This window comes from Desulfobacterales bacterium (assembly GCA_034003325.1).
Taxonomy (GTDB): domain Bacteria; phylum Desulfobacterota; class Desulfobacteria; order Desulfobacterales; family JAFDDL01; genus JAVEYW01.
In genome coordinates, this window is sequence record JAVEYW010000003.1 from 99,164 (window position 1) to 118,145 (window position 18,982).

An 18,982-nucleotide genomic window follows, 5' to 3' on the forward strand; every position below is an offset into this window, starting at 1 on the left:
CGGACCGTTCATAAGCTATACGGATGCGGTTGTCAACGCTTTTTGACAGTTGGCAGTAACGACTTGCGGGTCAAGGATAATCAAACGACGATAAGTTGGCAAAATAAAATATGAACATTCTTCATGAACAGATGATGGCGCGCGCCATTGAGGAAGCACAAAAGGCTGGACAAAAGGATGAAGTTCCGGTAGGTGCTGTGCTGGTCGGCGCAACGGGCGATATTATAGCCAGTGCGCATAATATGATCATCACGCTTCGAGATCCGACGGCGCACGCCGAGATACTATCGTTGCGAAAAGCCGCTGAGATTGAAAATAATTATAGACTGTTGAACACAACCTTGTATGTAACGGTTGAGCCTTGCATCATGTGCATGGGAGCTATCGTGCATGCCCGGGTGGCGCGGGTGGTGTTTGGCGCAATGGACCCGAAATGGGGGGCGGCCGGCTCCCTGTATCACTTTGCGCAAGATTTGCGCTTGAACCATCATCCGGAGATAATCAGCGGCGTGCGCGAGGCCGAGTGCCGCCGAATGATGCAGGCTTTTTTTCGAACCAAGCGATTAAAAACATAAACTGTAAGGACGCATGAGGTAAAGGAGCATCTCGTGGCAAATATCATAATTGTGGGAACCCAGTGGGGCGATGAAGGCAAAGGTAAGATTGTTGATCTTCTGTCAGCGCAAGCCGATGTCGTCGCCCGCTTTCAGGGCGGCAATAATGCCGGCCATACCATGGTGGTCAAAGGCGAGCAAATTATCAGCCATCTGGTTCCTTCGGGCATCATTCAGGGAAAGCTCTGCCTGATCGGAAACGGTCTGGTAGTGGACCCCGAGGTTCTTCTGGAAGAGATTGATTATCTAACCGGAAAAGGAATCGATGCCAGCCCGAAAAAGCTGCTGATCAGTGACCGGGCGCATTTGATCATGCCCTACCATAAAGCCCTTGATATCGCCAGGGAAGCCATAAAGGGCAAAGATAAAATCGGCACTACCGGTCGTGGCATCGGGCCGGCTTATGAGGACAAGGCCTCCCGGGTCGGCATTCGCTGTGCGGACTTGCTGGAAAAAGATCTTTTGAAGGATAAAATTATCAGTATTCTGAAAGAAAAGAATTTCTTTCTGGAAACATTCTGCGGTGCCGACCCGTTGCCGGAGGAACCGATTATCGAGCAGTTTTTAAAATTTGCCGATCGGATGGAACCCTATATCACCAATGTTTCCGTTGTGTTGAGCGATGCGGTGAAATCCGGCAAACAGGTCATGTTTGAGGGGGCGCAGGGAACGCATCTGGATATCGATCATGGAACCTACCCCTTTGTAACCTCTTCCGCAACGGTTTCCGGCAATGCCTGCTGCGGTGCCGGTATCGGCCCTGGGGCCATCAGCCATGTGGTCGGAATCGTCAAAGCCTATACAACACGCGTGGGGGCAGGACCCTTTCCTACGGAGCTGGAGGATGAAATCGGGGACTACATTCAGAAAAAAGGGGCGGAATTCGGCGCTACCACGGGAAGGCGGCGGCGTTGCGGGTGGCTGGACATGGTGTTGATTGAAAACGCGGCCAGGTTGAACGGGTTGACGGGCTTGGCGATTACCAAGCTGGACGTATTAACCGGCCTGAATGTTTTAAACATTTGCACCGGATATGAATATAACGGCAGTCTGTTGACGCATTTTCCCACGAGTCTTAACGTGTTGGCCAATTGCAAACCGGTTTACGAAACGTTGCCCGGCTGGTCCGAGGATATATCAATTATTCGCAGTTATGACGCGCTGCCGGAAGCCGCCAAAAACTATCTGAAACGGGTTGAGGAATTAGGGGAGACCCCCATTGATATTATTTCCGTGGGACCGGATCGGGAGCAGACCATCGTGCTAAACAACCCGTTTGACTAAAACTGGACATGCGATCACCCTGCTCCGCGCTCTAAAGAGATATAAAATATGAATGTTTTCATCAAAACCTATTGACAAAAAAAAGCTCGTGGCATAAAAGTGCCACCACGTCGGGACGTGGCTCAGTCTGGTAGAGCACAGCGTTCGGGACGCTGGGGTCGCAGGTTCAAATCCTGCCGTCCCGACCAATTTTCCCGAAATAAAACAAAATATTAATTTTTTTTTATCCGCTTTAACGTGTTGACCACTTGTTGATCAGGCTGATCAACAAGAACAAGCTGCCCGGACAAAAATATCCGACACCAACCCCTTGTTTATTTCCAGATTATTTGATGCATGATTTTCTATTTATTTTGAAACAACTTGAGGTTTTTAGGCCCCCATCTCTCCCCCGGTCTTTCGCGGGCACTCGGGTCGCTTCCCGGCGTTGCCCTATCCTCTCTCAAAAACGTAAAACGGAATATCTTCGTGGCGTTCGGGTTTTCTTGTAGGAACGTCCCTGTGGAACTCCAGGCGGACCTTCAGCCAATCCCGAAAGAGTTCTATTTCGGTGGCGAGCTTTGGAAGGCCCATGTAAAGGAGATCCCGGATGAGATATCCCACCCGGTCGGTAGCGCGATCCATTAACGCAACCTGCATTTTTTCTTCTTCAGTCATAAAAAGCCCTCCGTCTATTGTTTTGCCCTTGAGTACGACGGATGGCGGGGCATTAAAATGGCACTGTTCGTTAGGTTGCAACGTTTCCGGAACTGTTTTTGGATTAAATGGCCCGGCAAACCGGCGACCGCCCAGGGGTGTAAAGCCGGTCAAAGCCTTCCGGCATCGTCCCCCTGAAAGGCATTGCCGAAAAAGGCCGCGATGCGGCGTTTCAAGGCCCGCCACCAATGGGCTTGACGGCTCCTGGGAAGCTCCTTGAGCCAGACGCCTTTATCCTCGGTGCGATACTTTCTCGTACGATGCCGAAGGTGGATTGAAAACGAGAAAAATACCCGGAAGGTCTTAATCGGACAACGGAACCGCTTAAGGAAAAGAGGCTGGTTTTAAAGTCATCAAAAATGGCGCTGACAAAACCATGCCCCCAAATCACATGGGTGCCGCACCTCGGACATTTTTGGGGCCTGGGCCATGGATAGTCGCGTCCCTTCTCATAAAGCTCGTCAGAAAGCTCCTTGAGAATTACAGAGAAAAAGAGTAACATTTTCGCATTCGTGTAAGGGATCAATTACTGAATCCCGGAAAATGAAACGGGCGGCATGCCCGCCGCCCGTTTCAAAATTAAAAAAGCCGCTGAAAAGCGTCTCGTTTAATTCAACAATATTTCTCTGTTTGTTCATTTATTCTAATAAAGGCCTCCCTTTTTGATTCTCTTTATTGTGCGAGCTTACAATACTCGTCGGAGAACGGAAAAATATCAGGGCGGGAATCTGGCAATGACGGTTTCGCTTTCGTCCACGGCCATAACAATTATCATTTCACTGTTGCGGACCCAAAAAGCAGCGCTGCACAATATAGCGTTCGGGAATACAAAAAGGAGGTACTAATATGCAAGCTCGAGGCCCACTCATGATAGAACATCGTCTGATTGAACGAATGCTTTCGGTTATTAAAGGCGTCTTGGCCAAAATCGAATCGAAACACGCGGTAGATCCTGTGTTCGTGGATATTGCGGTTGATTTCATCCGGGTCTACGCCGATCGGACGCATCACGGAAAGGAGGAGGATATTCTTTTTCGAGAACTGAATAAAAAAGCGTTGAAAGCAGAAGACAGTCAAATCATGAAAGAACTGATCGAGGAGCATTTGTTTGGGCGCCAGACAACCAAAGCGCTTGTTGAAGCCAACAACCTCTACCGGAAGGGGGATGAGACTGCCTTGGCCGACATTGCCGCCAACTTTAAAACCCTTACCGAGTTTTACCCCAGACATATCGAGAAGGAAGATAAGATTTTTTTCCCCTTATCCAGAACTTACTTTACTGATGAAGAGGATCAGGCCTTGCTGGCAGAGTTTTGGGAGTTTGATCGGAACATGATTCACGAAAAATACAAATCATTGGTTGAAGGATTTGAAGATCGGTAATAAATCCCGAACATCCACGCTGCCCCAGGTGATGCCCATCATTAGGCGTCGCGGGAGGAACCGATGTTGCCTTATCAAGCCCTTGCGGACACGGTCTTGCTGCTCCACTTCGGAGTTGTCTTGTTCGTCGTTGTGGGGCCTCCGGTCATTCTTGTTGGCAACAAGTTCGGCTGGTCCTGGGTAAACAGCCTCTGGTGGCGATTGGCTCACCTTGCGGCCATCGGTGTAGTGGTCCTGCAGGCTTGGCTGGGTCAACACTGCGCGCTCACGGAGCTTGAATCCGCCCTGCGGGAGCAAGCAGGGCAAGTCGGGTACGAACGCAGTTTCGTCGAGCACTGGGTACAACGCGTCCTGTACTACGAGGCGCCCATGTGGATCTTTGTTCTGGCCTACACAGGCTTTGGGCTGCTTGTCGTCTGGGCATGGTGGCGCTTCCCGCCTCGGGTGGGCAATGGCAAGAACAGCGATGCCTAACAAATAAGGATAGATCGTGAGAGCGAAGCGATCCACGACCTTATCCTGGGGATAGACGAGTCCGCCGGAATTTGAGCGGTGTTTTTGTTTAGGCAGATATCTTTTTTTGAATGGGGGAGGGTTTGAATCCTGATTCAGTTGAAGCCAACAACCTCTAATGGTCTTTTGACTTTTGCCCTGGGGCTTAAGCATACCCAAGTGACGCATATAAAATTCATGAAATTGATTCGTTTCGGCAGTGCAAAAAACATAGGAATCCAGCCTTTGGCAGGATGAAACCGAGCTTCAGAAACTGTGCCAGGGGACAAGGCAAAAGGAGACATAAAATGGACATCCAGAAAAACTGGCCCCTTATTCAGGAGATATTCCGGGGCAATATAAATTTGGTCATCGCTTCAATCAATGAAGACGGCAGCCCGCATATTTCACCGATTGGCTCAATCTACCTTCGAAAAGATTGCACCGGATATTATTTAGAAAAATTTCCGGTTCAGCTTCCCATAAATCTTGATAATGATAATAGAATTTGCGTATATGCGGTGAAATATAATTTGAACTGGCTCAAGGCTCTTGCATTTGGTCGATTTTCCAAGCCTCCTGCGGTGAGGCTTTACGGTCGAGCGGGCAAGAGGCGGCCAGTCACAGAACAGGAGATAGCGAGATGGCACCGACAGGTCAAATTTTTTCGTTGGTCCAAAGGATATAAAATACTGTGGGCGAAATTTTCCTATGCCAGAGAATTGTACTTTGATGGATTTGCGCCTGTCGATTTCAGACAAATGACCAATGGGCTGTGGTTGACGGACTAAACATAGCGACGATAGTTTCTGTATCCAGATTCCAGGGAAACAGGGCCTCGTAATCTTCCGTGGTTTTCGCAACGGCGAAGGCGCTGCCGGTTTTAGGCCCTTTATCAGAAACATGCAGGAAAAAGCGTGTATCACTGGAGAAGGTTGTTAGCTGCCAAGCATCCCAGCCGCCCAGCTTCCGGCTATGCCGGGCTAGACTCAGCGTTTCCCAATCAGGATCACTCCGTAGGCAAGGAGTGCGCAACCCAGTGCCCGTTTCAGGTCGAAGTGGATTTCCCTTAACCCAAACGCACCGTAATGGTCGAGAATTAAGCCGGTGATCAGCTGCGCCGCGATGGTGGCGGCCATGGCCGCAGTAGTGCCGATGCGCGGCACTACAAAGATAGTGGTCGACACGAAAATCGCTCCGAGTATCCCGCCGGTCCATTCCCACCATGCGGCATTTCCAAGCCCTCTGACGGTCCCCCTGCCGGTCAGCAATACAATCAATAGAAGGGCGAGTGTTCCGACTGCAAAAGAGATACATGCGCTTTCCAGCACCCCCACCTTTTGCGCTAACCTCGCATTTATCGACGGTTGCAAGGCGATTGTTACGCCCGCGCAGAACATGATTGCCAGTAAATTCAGATTGGCCATTTCCCCCCCTGTTAAAAATTGTAGCAATGTTGAGTCCGAAAAAGAAAAATGATCCTATGATATAATGAAATTTATCAGTAACTACTCAGGAATACAGAATTCAGGAGCCAGAATTCAGTTTAATGGTGGGTTGAAAATGCCAGCACAATTTGATGTGGAATATAGCAGCCGGAACCGGTTTTCCAGATTCCGGCGCCATATTAAAAACCGCTTTCAATTTTATCTTTCATACGATAACTTTTACCTTCCACAAGCATGGGTTAAGCGCGCTGAAACAGCCTGTCCAGGATAGCGGAGGTCAGGTTACTGTTGTCGTTAAAGATCTATGGCCAGTCATTATGGGCATAGCACTAAGCGCTTCATCCGATTATTTCAATTACTGCTTTGAAAAAGAATTGGTTTTCCGAAATAGCGGTTGTTTGTTCATGAACGGCACATTTTCCGCCATATGACATGCCATGCAGGCCGAATGTGCAGAGAGAAAAGCATTTTGCGCCTTTTCCTTGTCTTTTGAGGTGATTGCTTCAGCGGTAGATGGCCAGGGGCCTTTAAGGAACAGGGCAACGGAATTAGCCTCCCGCGCAGGTCTCCTGAAATAACCGAGTTCGATTGCTTCCTTGATTTTTTTCCAATGGTAGTTCGCTAAATCGAAATTGCCTTCAGCGACGGCGTCGTAAGTTTTTTCGTACCGTTCACCAACGACTTGCATCGATGCCGAAAATCCGCCAAACATTTGTTGGACACGCTTAAACCGCTCGGTGTCATCTTTTGCCTCCAGAAGCCAATTGTCGCTTTGCTTCTGTGGTTGCTGCGCCATGGCTGAACACACGAGGTTAACGATTGCGAAAGTGGCAAATATCAAAAGTCCCTGAAAAAGTTTCATACCTATCTCCTCCTTTTTCAATAGCGCTCCCACCACCCAACGATGATAGCCATGTCAACTCATCTATATCAATTGAATCGATACGATAACCGCTTTCAAAAAGCCCTCTGCAAGCAGCAACCATTCGATATTCATACCATTGGCCGGCCCGGTTACTTATCAATGCCAGCGCATCGGCAATAGAGCGGGCTGGACGATAAGGACGATGGGCAGTTAAAGATTCCACGACATCAGCAATACAAATGATCCGTGACTCAAGTAAGATTTCTCCATCTTTTAATCCTTGAGGATACCCTGATCCGTCCAGGTGCTCGTGATGTTGAAGGGCAATTTCAGCCACCGGCCACGGAAAGTCGACAGGTTTTAGTATCTCATAGCCCTTGCGGCAATGGATCTTAAGATAATTGATATCCTCATCCATGAGTTTCCCCGGGCGTGACAGAATTTCAGATGGCACTGCGATTTTGCCGATATCGTGAAGGAGTGATCCGAGAAAAATTCCTTCGACACGCGCTTCAGGTAGTTTCAGTGCCTGGGCCATGCTTGCTGCCAAATGGGCTACCCGGCGCTGGTGACCAGCGGTATATGGGTCTCGAATTTCAACGGTGCGCGATATGGCAAGAATGGTCTGCAAGAGCGTTTTTTTGATATTCATCGTGTATTGCCGATGAGCCTTTTCAACCCGTTCTTGCTCAGAGATATCGCGGAGGTAAGCGATGAACACCGGTGTCGTTTCGGGATTTACCGAAATCACCTCCATCTCTGCGCGAAAAAGAGATTGATTGGCCCGCATGGCGGTTACTTTCAATCGACGACCGATAATTTTTTTTTCTCCCGTGGAAAGAAAGCGCTCAAGGCCTTTTTCATGGCGCTTACGCAGCGGTTTTGGAATGAGGATATCGGAAACCATGCGACCCACCACTTGATCACTATGATAACCGAAAATTTTTTCCGCAGCAGGATTAAAGGCTATCACTCTACCTTTGTCATCCATTGTGATAACGCCATCAAGCGCTGATTCCACGAGTGCGTGCAACCACTCTGACGAAATATCTTTTTTTTGTTTTATAGGAAAAGACGGTTCCATTGTTAGGCTATTTGGGCAATTCAGATTAATTGCTCTCCTATTCCTTTGATCCCTCGAAAAATTCGATTCGCAGAAAGGAACGGTATTTTGTCCACACATGATTTTGCGGGCCATGCCTGTCGTCTTGCGCTGCCAAATCATACCCCGCAGCAGGAACCAGAAGAAGCCAACCGCCAGGTGCCCGGGCTATCGCCTGGCGCATCTGTTTAAAGGCGGATGGAAATACGAGCGCCTTTGCATCGTCCTTTAATCTGGCAATAAACTCATTCGGAATTTTCTGCCAGCCCAAGGCATCAAACCAGAAGCTTTCTTTTTCATGCGGTGGGAGCGATCTTCTGGCCTGTTGCTGCAACCAGAGGTCGCGTCCGCTATAACATCGGTTCCAATCATTCATCGCCTCTTCGCTGTCAAAGGCCGTGATGAAAATGCGATAATGCAGATTCCGATACCAGTGCCGGATTCGCAGACTATCCATCTCGCTTTTGAGGGCAACGTGTTTTCCAGCGTCTCTCAGTTCACGGATTTGCGGATTTTTCTTTACCGCGTTCCAGCGGGCCTCTCTTAAAGATACGCTGCGCTCAAGGGACCATCGGAGTGTCCCGGCCCCCTGCCCCATGATTTGGAGAATATAGGCTGTGCCGCGCCCCTCTTGTCTTTTGCGGTATGTATTCACCCAACGAGCCACCTTGTTGGCCACTTGCCTCGGCAACGCTCTCGGTTTTCGTTCGCCGGTTTTGATCTTTCCGAGCAAAAAATCACGAAATTCGGGGCCCTGGCCCTTTCTGAAGGTTTTATGTTCAAGAACATGAAGACGACTGGGAACCGGTATACCATGCGTACCCATGTAAGGGGCTGGTCCCGTGAAGCTGCGACTGAGGAAAAATTCCTTGCCAATGTCACCCATGATTTAGCGCCTCCTTTTTTATCAAGAACGGGATATCTTTGTCGTTGAAAAACTTGCAAATCGCTATTTATGTGGCGAATCAGGGCGCTCTTCCTTGATTCATACATATCACAAGCTGAATTGGATCAATAAAAAAAATGCGTTACCCCCCGGGGGGGAGTTTCATTGCCTTTTCTTCATCTCCGGACAAACCGGTGCCGAACGTTTTTTGTGAGAGTTGATCCCCTATTCCCGAAGCCCGTTGAACAGGCGTTTGAACCGCTTCCCGAACCAGAGGGGCCTCACCAAAAATGACAACGCTTTTACGCGCACGGGTGATTGCGGTGTAAAGTAATTCTCTGGTGATGATTCGGGAGCGCCGCGGCGGCAGAATCAACAAAACATGGTCAAACTCGGTCCCCTGACTCTTATGAACGCTCATGGCATACACGCTCTCATATTGCGGAAGCTTTGAAAGCGAAATATATCGCAGCGATTGACCGGCGCCCTGAAAAAAAGCCCCCCATTGATTCTCTTCTGCCGGAGACGCGCCTATGATACCGATATCGCCATTAAAAAGCCCCAGTTGATAATCGTTCTGCGTTACCATAATGGGATGGCCCTCATCGTTGGCAGCAGGCTGCCGAATGGCGCCGAGGTTTCGTCTGATAATTTCCCTGACCGCGGCGTTGACGGCTTCGACCCCTGCCGGCCCTTTCCGGTGCGCGCATAACACCCGAAAAGTTTGAAATTGAAGGAGGCGGGCAAGTGGGTCTTGTTCCTTCATCAGCGGCATAAAGTGCGTCTCAATAAAGACGGGCAACACCTGCCGCAACAAATTCCGACTGCCTGCCTCGATCAGTGACACGTCTCTACAAGCATCATCCTTCAGACATGCCAGCGCATCCTCCGCATCGCCTCGATTGATGGCCCGTGAAAGCCGCCCGATACCGCTATGAAATCCGAAGCGGTAACTGTGCGTCAACTGAATGATGCAGTGGCTGATCCCGTTGCCCATATCGGAAGCCTTCGCCGTTGTTTGCGCGACAGGCCGGTGTAATTCCAAATCAACGCCCTGACAGATATCCCCCAAAATCGCACCAGCCTCCACGGATGACAACTGATCCTTGTCTCCAAGCAAAATAAGCCGCGCTTTCGCGGGCACCGCCTCGATCAGCCGGGTCATCAGGGGCAGATCGACCATCGAGGACTCGTCGATAACCAGCACATCGGCGGGAAGGGGTCTGGACGCAGTGTGGTGAAACCGGCCGGTCCCCTTTCCCCTGACGCCAAGAAGCCGGTGAATGGTTTCGGCTTTTTCCGTAATGTATTCAAGAATGGGGGAATAATGGTTCCGCAAATAGTTATCCCTGGTCTTGGCTGCGCCGATCGTCTCGGAAAGCCTCGCGGCCGCTTTTCCGGTGGGCGCGGCCAGCCGTATTCTCGGCAACGTCCCGTCCCGGTTCAGGGCTTGATCGATAATCAGGGCCAGCATTCGTATGACCGTCGTTGTTTTTCCAGTGCCGGGCCCGCCGGATACAATCGTCAGTCGATTTCGAACACTCTTTTCAACCGCCATGCGCTGCCGGTCCATTCCTTCAGTCGTTGATTTTTCTGAAAAAAAGCGGTTAAGCCCTTCGGACAAAAGCGTTTCGTTCACGTTGATCGCGCCGTGAGCGGCCCGTTGACGCAATTGGTGAATGAGCCGTTGCTGATAATCCCAGTACCTGGCCAGATAAAGCCGGCCGGCCGAATCCATGACAAGGGGGGCTGTCGCCTCATTTCTAGCCACTAAAGGGCTTTTGGCCAGGGCGACGATCCAGGCCGATCTTTCCGGCCACAGCATCCCCGGCATGGCCTCGCCGGTTTCGCTGAAAACCGGGCAACCGGCCAGTCGCGCCACATTCACGCAGATATGCCCCTGCGCCGTATCCCTACTTGCCAGTGCGGCCGCCGTCAGCACCATGGGGTCGCTTTCTTCGGCCAAGCGGCCCACCGTGCATGCAAAATAATAATCAAGGGCCGAAAAATAGCCAGACCGAAATAATTTTTCCAGAAACGGCGACGGCGATTGTCCCTTATTTATGACACCCATTTTTTTATCCCCAAAACAAATTCGAAAGCGCGGTGATAAACGCCTTTGACGGCCTGTCCTTGTACACGCCGATATTCGGCCCGGTCTGCGGCGCCATGCCCCTGATGAATAAATAATAGACGCCGCCGAAGTGGGTATCATAGTCATAATCCGGCACCCGCGTGCCCAGATACCGGTGCAGGGCCACCGTGTAGAGATGGTATTGCAGAAAATAATGATGATCTGCCATGGCCCGCAACAGCGCATCCCGACCGTAATGACCGACGGTGTCGCCCAGATAATTCGATTTATAATCCGCCAGATACCACTTGCCGTGGTATGAAAACACCAGATCCATAAACCCTTTGAGAAAGCCATCGATGGCCGGGAACTGCAACCGGGAGAGCCTTGTGATATATTCCGAAGGAAGGCATTGTCCGGCATGTGCCGTGAAAACAGCGGCTAATCCGGCGGCGGTGATTCGCCCTTCCCTTTCGGGGTAACCTGTCGCCGGAAACACAAATTCTAGTTCATTCAAGCGATTCGCACCGGATATTCGACTGAGCGAGAGCCCCATTATATCCGCATCCAGCGGGCAATGAAGCGTATTGGTAAGGGCATGCACGACGGTATCAAGCCACTGCGGCGCCTGAAATCCGAACGCGGAAAGTTGATTCGACACGAGTGACGTGAATGCATGCTTATCGGCCGTCGTGAAATCCAAGTGCTCATAAAGCGTATGAAAAAAGATTCCGGCCTCAGCGCCCCGGCTGAAATCCGCGAGCAATATGCGCTCGCCGGTATCATGATCGGCCGCATCCATCCCCATAGTCTGGGAAATGCCGATGCGCTGGTCATGGTCAAACTCGGTTTTTTCTTCCATGAAGGACACATGGGCTGTTTCCGCAACCAATCGTGAATAGCTTTCAATACGCCGGTGCTTCACAAAAACGCGTCGGGCTTTGCGGGCAACCAGGTTTTGCCCTTCATACGGCGCTCTTTCGTAGCGGCAAGCCGCCTCACTCGTCAGCGGTCGAAAAGATATGGCGCCTTTGGCATGAATCGCGAGGCGTTGCAGATCCGATAGTATTTGAGAATCATTCAGCGCCGCCATATGTCGGGCAATGGCATCCAAACCGGTATCGCCCTCAATCGAATGCAGCAAGTATCCAAGGGCGGACTGTTGAAAAGAATTCGCCGCCCCCCACACCACCCGGCAGGCATGCCGGGCACGAGTCAAGGCGACATAAAGAAGCCGCAGATTTTCGGCCATTTCTTCGAATCGAGCCAACTGAATATGGTCACTCAACTGATCAGAGCCGAAATCAAACAGCGTTCGGGTCGTGTTCAACGGGTCATGGCAGACGACGGGCGGGCGGCTCATATGATACAGGCTGCTGTCCCACAGGTACGGCGCATAGACGACTGGGTATTGAAGCCCCTTGGCTTTATGAATCGTCACAACCTGCACGGCCATGGCATCGCTTTCCAGCCGCAATTCGTTCACATCGGCAGCCTCCCTTCGCCCGAAAATCTGCCGTTCGATCCAACCCAAAAGCCCGGCCGGCCCCAAGCGATTCCGGCTGCTGGCGGCATGCAACAATTCGGAAAGATGCTGAAAATTGGTTACCCGCCGGTCCCCGTCCACAAGCTGGAGCAAGCCTTGCAGCAACGGAACGGACCGATGCGGCGGCTCAAGAGAAAACACTGCGCGAATCATTCGAATAAAACCGGACTCATGCCAGAGGCGATGCCAATCCCGAAAGCAAAGCGCCCACCATGCCCACTGCGCGTCTTCACTGCGAAGGACTGCGATGTCGTTGCCGCACAGGCCGAATAAATCCGTGGCAAGCACATTTGAAATCAGCACATCGTCGGCCGGATTCAACACCGCCTTCAGAATCCGCCACATTTCAACCGCTTCTTTCGTGTCAAACACATTGTCCCCGCTGGTGATCACGCAGGGAAGCCCGACCCGCCGCATGGCGGCCTGAATGCGCCCGGCCTGCTGATTGGTTCTCACCAGAACGGCAACATCTCCCGGACCAAGTGGCGTTTTCCGCCCGGTCAGGTGGGCGTTTCCCGATACTAGCCGGGAAATATCCCGCGCGACCAGTCCCGGCAATTGCGCTTCCATCCATTCTTTGGGTATCAGCCCGTTTTTGTCGCTCGTGTTTTCATTCCGTTCAATAAAAAGAAACTCGAAGGCGGCAGCCGGGTTTCCATCGATTCTCAATTCATCCTGCGCACCGTCCCTGTGTATGGCGGGCGCAAATTGAATTTCTTTCAGGCCAAAGGGCCGGTGCACCCGTTCCGGGTCAAAGAGGGCATTGACAGCCGCAACCAGCGAGGGGTCCGAACGCCAGTTGGTATCAAGGCTGTAAATGGCGCCCTCGGCATCCGACACCGCCTGAAGATAGGCAAAAATATCCGCGCCTCGAAAAGCGTAAATCGATTGTTTGGGATCACCGATCAGAAAAAAGGGAGCACCTGTGCCCTGGTACACCCGCCGAAAGATTCGATACTGCGCCTGATCGGTATCCTGAAATTCATCAATCAGGGCGGCCCGAAAACGCTTTTGAATTTTTTCAGATAAAAGCGCGCCACCCGGACCGGCAAGGGCCCGGTCCAGAGCGAAAACCAGATCATCGAAAAACTGAACGGAGGTGTCCTTTTTTCGCTTTTCAAGAGCAAGCAGCGCCTCCTCGATAAATCGTTGCTGAAACGCGGGCAGCCACTGATCAGCCACCGCGCATAAGCGCTCGCAGTGGTCAAAAAAGGGATGGGATAGCGGTGCCGGTGTCCCTTTTAGTTTTATCGCCTTTTCCGCCAGAATGGAGCGGGTAAACTTCTTAAGATCCATTTCACCCGGCAGTGTTGATGCGCGCTCACCTGAAAAATAGGCGGCCACGTTGTCCAGCCAGCGCTTCAGGTTCGCCTTGTTGTAACTTTGGCGATTAACGCCTGCGTGCGTTGTCAACAGCGACTTGATCTCGTCTTGACATGTTAGCCAAAGGCGCCTGGCCTCGCCATACAAACGGTCCAAGGCGGCCGGATTCGTTGCTTCCGCTGAAATTGCAGGCAAAAGGACGCGATCCGGTTTTCCGGCCACTCGGCGAAGCAACGCCGCCAGGACGCCGGGCGACATATTTTTTTCCTGCAGGTAGCGAACCAGCATTGCCGGCATTTCATAGACCGCCAGCGCCCAAAAATCCTGCGCAACCTCCTCATAAAGGGGTAGGGAATCAGTCTGAAGTTCGATGTCAAACGGCACACCGCTTTCAAATGCGTTTTCCGTCAGCATTCGCCGGCAAAACCCGTGAATGGTCATGACGGACGCCTCATCAAACCCGCTAAGGGCCGCCTGCAGAAAACGGACGGCCTTGTCCCTATCTCCGCCGACGGGCGTGAGCAGCGCCTGGTCCTTACATTCTTCCCGTAGAAGCGACAATGCCTTTCGCAGACGATCGCGAAGCCGTTCCCGAAGCTCCGCGGTGGCAGCTTCCGTAAAGGTGACCACGAGGATTTCGTTTACCGGATACCCCGTTAGCACCAGCCGCAAAAAGAGAGAGCCGATGGTGTGGGTTTTTCCGGTGCCCGCGGCGGCTTCAATAAGCTGCGTGCCGCCCAGGGGAATGGTCGCTGCATCCAATCGCTTCATGAATCGCCCCCGTTCAGCGATAGTTCAGCGTCGACAAGAGGGCCGCACACCCGCATCGCAAGTTCCGGAAAGGACCATTCCGGCTGCTTCGGGTCGAACCCGAGCGGATCTGCGTCTCCGAATACCTTAAGAACCACAGGAGAATCCCCTTCCGCCTCAGGCGAAAATCTTCCGCCCCGCCACCTTTTCCGGGCAGCCGCCATGGCCGCACTCGGCGCATTCGCCGGGTCTGCGCGCTTGAAACTCGATGCATAGCAATAAGCAACAACCGGGAAAAACGGGAGTGCCACGCGATGCCCCAACCGATAGAGTCGAAGGAGGTCCAGCAATAAAGAGGGGGCCTTTTCCGGTATCGGCGCCAGTTCGTATCGTTCTGCCCCCTGTTTGTTTCGGCCGATCAATATGGATTTTTTGGGAATTCCCGCTTGAGTCGTGCAATTGAGAATCAGATGGGAAATCCAGAGCGCCATTTTCCGCCGCTCCGTCACGGCGCCAAAGGTGCAGCAAATCCGCGCAGAGGGATAAAGATTCTCCATCTCACCGACGAGTTGGACGCCGTTGATTGAAAGTGAAACGCTGAGGGGTGCCAGTGGTGTCTCCGTGAGCGCCTCCCGAACCGCCGCCGCAACGGGTTGAACCTGACTGAGAAGATCATCCCGCAGACATTCCCCAGGGGTTCCCGGGGGAAGCACGCCTTGTCCGTGAATGACCGGCAGCATGTCCGCCATCTCCCGACCGGCAACCCATCCGGCCAAAAGGTCTTCCCCGATCAAATGGCGACGAACTCCCATTAGCGACATCGGTTCTCTGTCGTCAATTTCTTCGGGGGGTCCCTGAAAAACGATACCGAGCCGGGCCTGAAGCAAAAAGGCGACCGGCAGCTTGAAAAACCGCTCCAGATCCATCAAATGAACCGAATCGGAGAATGCGTCCGGTTCTGAAAGCGGCACGCAAAAAAACGGTGAAAGATTTCGTTTCGGTCCTGCAAGGGCCATGGCGCCCTTAAGATGTGCCTCGGAATAACTGAATCGTTCCGTCTGGCCCGCTTGAAAATACGCCGGGTCAAAGGGCTGCAGCGGATGGCGAATCACCAGGTGATCCCGCAAGGTTCTATTCATCTCGGCGGCTGCACTCAGCTCAAGATAAAACCCTTCTTCGATGCAATCCAACAGCTCGTCCACCACCACCGAAGGCGGCATCGGTGTATTATCCCGAATGGCCTGCCCGACGAAAAAGATAAGAAAGCGGTTCCTGGCCGAGAGAAGCGCTTCTAAAAACAGGTACCGGTCATCGTTCCGTACCGACCGATCCCCTTTTCTCGGCGTAACGCCCGTCAAGTCAAAACCGGCCGGCTGCCTGTTTCGAGGATAAGCGCCGTCATTCATTCCCAAAAGGCAGACCACCTTGAACGGAATGCTTCTCATGGGCAGCAGGTTGCAAAAGGTCACTCCGCCGGATAAAAAGCCATGAACGGACGGGCGCTGTTTGAAGGCTTCCACCAGCATTTGGTGAATCACATTCAACCCAAACGGCGCTTCAAACCCACCGGTCAAAGCCGTTTGTGCCAGCGTGCTCAAAAGTTCCCTGATCATCAAATGCTCACGGGCTGTTTCATCATCGTTCATCACGATGCTGGAAAGCATTTCCAGAAGAAATTCACGCCAGCCGGCAGCGGTTCGATTCTCCAGAAGCCCTGTCAGAATGGGAAAAAGCGTTTCGCAAAAATCAACCACCTTGCCGAGGCATTCGGTTTCTTTTCCTTCGATCTCCGTGTAGGGCAACACCCCGCCGAAAAGGGGTGCGCTTTGCGCCGGCATGGCAATGCCCAGAAGCAGCCGGTCCAGCCCGAACCGCCAGGTATTCTGATGCACGGCCGGTTGCCCAAAAGCCGCCCGGTGCGCTGCATTCTGCCCCCAGCGGATACCGGTCTCGGCGATCCATTTTCGGGCCGTCTCCAGCTCTTCAACCGAGAGCGCAAATCGTCGCCTTACCGGTTCCAAGGCAAGCAGATCCAGTACGTCCCTTACCTGCAACCGGGTTCGGGCAAGCCCGAGAAGCTGAAGAAACGCCTGCGCGACCGGGCTTTCCTCGGCACGCCCGCGATCGCTGATGGCATAGGGAATTAAGTTCTCCGAAGGGGCTGACGTGCTAAAGACCGCTTCGATGAAAGGGGCATATTCGGTAATATCTGGTACCATCACCACCACATCCCCGGGAGAAATGGTGGGATCTTGATGAAAAATATTCAGAAGCTGATCCTGAAGCACCTGCACTTCCCGCATGGGACCATGGCAACTATGAATCCTTATGGACTCGTCATCGGATGGCATCGCAAGGGGCGGCACCGCGCCGATTCGCCGCAGGCGAAGATTCAGTATGTCGGATTGTATCGTGTGAAGCAGATTCGGCTGACCCGCTCTTTCAGGGTCTTCATAGAGTTCTTCGGCCGGCGACACATAGTCCGCTGATTCTTCCAATATGCATTGAAAATCTCTTCCCGACTTGCCCAAAGAAGATAACAATGCGTGCCCCTCCTCCATATAGAGGGCCTCATCCACCAGGGCCTCCCCTGCCCCCGCCCGGCTCCATTCTCGAAGCATTTCTTTTTTGGATTGAACATAGGCCCAATATTCCCTGGACGGGTTGAGTAAAAAGAGATGAACCGGAATTTCATCCGGGAGCGCGGAAAGCACTTTCAGATAAAGTGGCGGCAGTGTAGAAATACCGAAGAGAGATATGCGGTGAGGCAAGTCTTTAAGCCGCCCGGTTCCATCTTGAATGAGCTTAAAAAACAGCTTGGTCACGGCAGCAACGTGCACCCGGCCGTGTTGTTCAACCAGCGCCCGCCAAAGCACCGGTTGCCAACTGTCTTCCGGTGTAACCGAAGCGGTTCCGCCCGGCGTTTCCCATGCCAGCACCATGTCGGGCCGATACACGGCGTACCGGTCAAAGGTATCTGCAATGCGCCGGGCCAGCTGAAATTGTTTGATGCCATGGCTATCGTCCGCCAGATAATAAGACAGGGTACCAAATTCCGGGCGACGCAGCAGCTTCGGCAAGAGGTCCATGATCGACCAGGTGAGAACATTTGGTTCAAACAGGCTGGTATCCGGGCAGGATTCGCCCATGACGGCATGAAAAATGTTTTCTATCAGGGCTCTGGGATAGGGTTGATACACATTGGCCCAGATTCCGGTCCTCCGGGATACTTCCAATCCCAGCCAAACGCCGAGCCCCTGCGTCTGCACGCCCACCCATTCGGGCATATGCGGTGACGGCAGTGGCGCACTGAGCACTTCGGCCAGTCCGTCCACAAGCCTTTCCATTTGATTGCTCTGGTAAACCAATAACATAGGTATTCCTTGCGGTGTCGCGGGCTACTTAGAAATATGCTCGACCCGGTCAAGTTCCGTCACAGAACAGTTTTTGAAAGAAGCTTTTTGTAAAACCGGTACCAGTTGTTGCCCAGAATGTTTTCTACAGCGGATTGCGAATAGCCGATGGCTTGCAAGCCGCCGGCAAGCGATTGAAATTTACCGGGATGCTCCATTCCGGGGGCGGTCGATTCGAACCCGCCAAAATCGCTACCGATCGCCACTTGATGGTCACCGTATTGCTGCACCAGCCAGTCGATTTGTTCAACCACCTGAAACAGGCCGGCGCTCAAATTCTTGTCCAGCATATCGGGGTTTACGCTGACGCCGATCATGCCGTTTCTATCCATCAATACGCGAACCTGTTCGTCGGATAAATTTCTCGGCAAATGGCAAAATCGCCTGAAGCCCGTGTGGGATGAAATCAATGGGCCGCTATAGCAGTCCATCAACTGCCAAAAGCACGGGTCCGACAAGTGCGCCACATCGATCACGATTCCCAACCGCGCCAGTTCCCGCACCAATCGAAGGCCCGCCGCTGTGAGCCCGCCCGGCGAATTCACCCCGTTGCCGCTTCCGATGCGATTTTCTCCGGCATGGGTCAACCCCACCACCCGAATTCCACGCGCCTGCCACCGGCTGACATTCTCATCCACCAGCGCATCGGCATTTTCCAATAAATAGAGAACACCCGGCTCGCCCGTGCCGCGCCAGGTCTGTTCCAAATCACCGGCAGAAAGAATCGGGGTCAGACCGCGCAGCAGGGTTTGGGCTTGCGCATATAGGTCGTTCAGATGCGCGCGCGCTGTCACCGGGCCATTGTGAGGGTCGGCGCAGTAAAAGGCCGAAATGATCAGGCGCACGTTTCCTTCCCGAAGCCTGTCGGGGGTTATCTCGCCGTCGGTCAACGCCGAAAACGCCGTGCCGGGCGAATATCGCATCAGGCTGTATAAAAGATCCACATGACCGTCTATCACGGGAATCCTGTCTGAAAATGTTTTTTCCATCATGTTATCTCAAAAAGAAGAGCGGGAAGATATCGCTACCTTCCCGCTCCGATTGGCCGTTCACCCTTTTTGCTTAGGCCGGTCCGTGGCAAGACGGTGCATGGCACATGGGTGCAT

14 protein-coding genes and 1 tRNA gene are annotated in these 18,982 nt (G+C 52.5%); 6 read left to right on the top strand and 9 right to left on the bottom strand.

Going from position 1 to position 18,982, the window contains the following annotated elements:
- The first annotated feature begins 110 nt into the window (after window positions 1-110).
- The 3 genes from tadA to RBT11_04130 all read left to right on the top strand — a co-directional run bounded on the left by tadA (window position 111) and on the right by RBT11_04130 (window position 2,086).
- Window positions 111-575, top strand: coding sequence for a tRNA adenosine(34) deaminase TadA (tadA, locus tag RBT11_04120; protein ID MDX9785934.1), 465 nt, complete (start codon window positions 111-113; stop codon window positions 573-575).
- A gap of 33 nt (window positions 576-608) precedes the next feature.
- The gene (locus RBT11_04125) at window positions 609-1,898 is read left to right on the top strand and encodes an adenylosuccinate synthase (protein MDX9785935.1); all 1,290 of its coding nucleotides are present in this window, start codon (window positions 609-611) and stop codon (window positions 1,896-1,898) included.
- A gap of 111 nt (window positions 1,899-2,009) precedes the next feature.
- A tRNA-Pro gene (locus tag RBT11_04130) sits at window positions 2,010-2,086 on the top strand.
- Window positions 2,087-2,330: 244 nt separating this feature from the next.
- Here the strand turns inward: RBT11_04130 and RBT11_04135 are convergent.
- A complete protein-coding gene (locus RBT11_04135; GenBank protein ID MDX9785936.1) occupies window positions 2,331-2,555 on the bottom strand; it encodes a hypothetical protein in 225 nt (74 codons plus the stop codon).
- 885 nt (window positions 2,556-3,440) lie between these two features.
- On the opposite strand from RBT11_04135, the gene RBT11_04140 reads away from it, so the two are divergent.
- The 3 genes from RBT11_04140 (at window position 3,441) to RBT11_04150 (ending at window position 5,260) form a co-directional block, all read left to right on the top strand.
- Entirely contained in the window at window positions 3,441-3,977 is a 537-nt protein-coding gene (locus tag RBT11_04140) for a hemerythrin domain-containing protein (GenBank protein MDX9785937.1), read from the top strand.
- A 63-nt stretch (window positions 3,978-4,040) separates the two neighbouring features.
- Entirely contained in the window at window positions 4,041-4,451 is a 411-nt protein-coding gene (locus tag RBT11_04145) for a DUF2784 domain-containing protein (protein ID MDX9785938.1), read from the top strand.
- A gap of 326 nt (window positions 4,452-4,777) precedes the next feature.
- A complete protein-coding gene (locus RBT11_04150) occupies window positions 4,778-5,260 on the top strand; it encodes a pyridoxamine 5'-phosphate oxidase family protein (protein ID MDX9785939.1) in 483 nt (160 codons plus the stop codon).
- 198 nt (window positions 5,261-5,458) lie between these two features.
- Here RBT11_04150 and RBT11_04155 read toward each other — a convergent pair whose 3' ends face one another.
- From RBT11_04155 to RBT11_04190, 8 genes are all read right to left on the bottom strand, one after another.
- Window positions 5,459-5,923: a DMT family transporter gene (locus RBT11_04155; GenBank protein MDX9785940.1), complete on the bottom strand. Its 465-nt coding sequence runs from the start codon at window positions 5,921-5,923 to the stop codon at window positions 5,459-5,461.
- A 349-nt stretch (window positions 5,924-6,272) separates the two neighbouring features.
- On the bottom strand, window positions 6,273-6,800 hold the full coding sequence (locus RBT11_04160) for a hypothetical protein (protein ID MDX9785941.1): 528 nt from the start codon (window positions 6,798-6,800) through the stop codon (window positions 6,273-6,275).
- Window positions 6,730-7,866: an HD-GYP domain-containing protein gene (locus tag RBT11_04165; protein MDX9785942.1), complete on the bottom strand. Its 1,137-nt coding sequence runs from the start codon at window positions 7,864-7,866 to the stop codon at window positions 6,730-6,732. The genes RBT11_04160 and RBT11_04165 overlap by 71 nt, the downstream gene beginning before the upstream one ends.
- Before the next feature lie 37 nt (window positions 7,867-7,903).
- The gene (locus RBT11_04170) at window positions 7,904-8,770 is read right to left on the bottom strand and encodes a hypothetical protein (GenBank protein ID MDX9785943.1); all 867 of its coding nucleotides are present in this window, start codon (window positions 8,768-8,770) and stop codon (window positions 7,904-7,906) included.
- Window positions 8,771-8,912: 142 nt separating this feature from the next.
- Window positions 8,913-10,844 carry an exodeoxyribonuclease V subunit alpha gene (recD, locus tag RBT11_04175; protein MDX9785944.1) on the bottom strand — a complete coding sequence of 644 codons (1,932 nt, stop codon included), beginning with the start codon at window positions 10,842-10,844 and terminating at the stop codon, window positions 8,913-8,915.
- 4 nt (window positions 10,845-10,848) lie between these two features.
- Window positions 10,849-14,484: an exodeoxyribonuclease V subunit beta gene (gene recB, locus RBT11_04180; protein MDX9785945.1), complete on the bottom strand. Its 3,636-nt coding sequence runs from the start codon at window positions 14,482-14,484 to the stop codon at window positions 10,849-10,851.
- Window positions 14,481-17,837, bottom strand: a complete 3,357-nt coding sequence (gene recC, locus RBT11_04185; protein MDX9785946.1) for an exodeoxyribonuclease V subunit gamma — start codon at window positions 17,835-17,837, stop codon at window positions 14,481-14,483. Before recC ends, recB begins: the two co-directional genes overlap by 4 nt.
- A 59-nt stretch (window positions 17,838-17,896) precedes the next feature.
- Window positions 17,897-18,868, bottom strand: a complete 972-nt coding sequence (locus RBT11_04190; GenBank protein ID MDX9785947.1) for a membrane dipeptidase — start codon at window positions 18,866-18,868, stop codon at window positions 17,897-17,899.
- Window positions 18,869-18,982 lie beyond the last annotated feature (114 nt).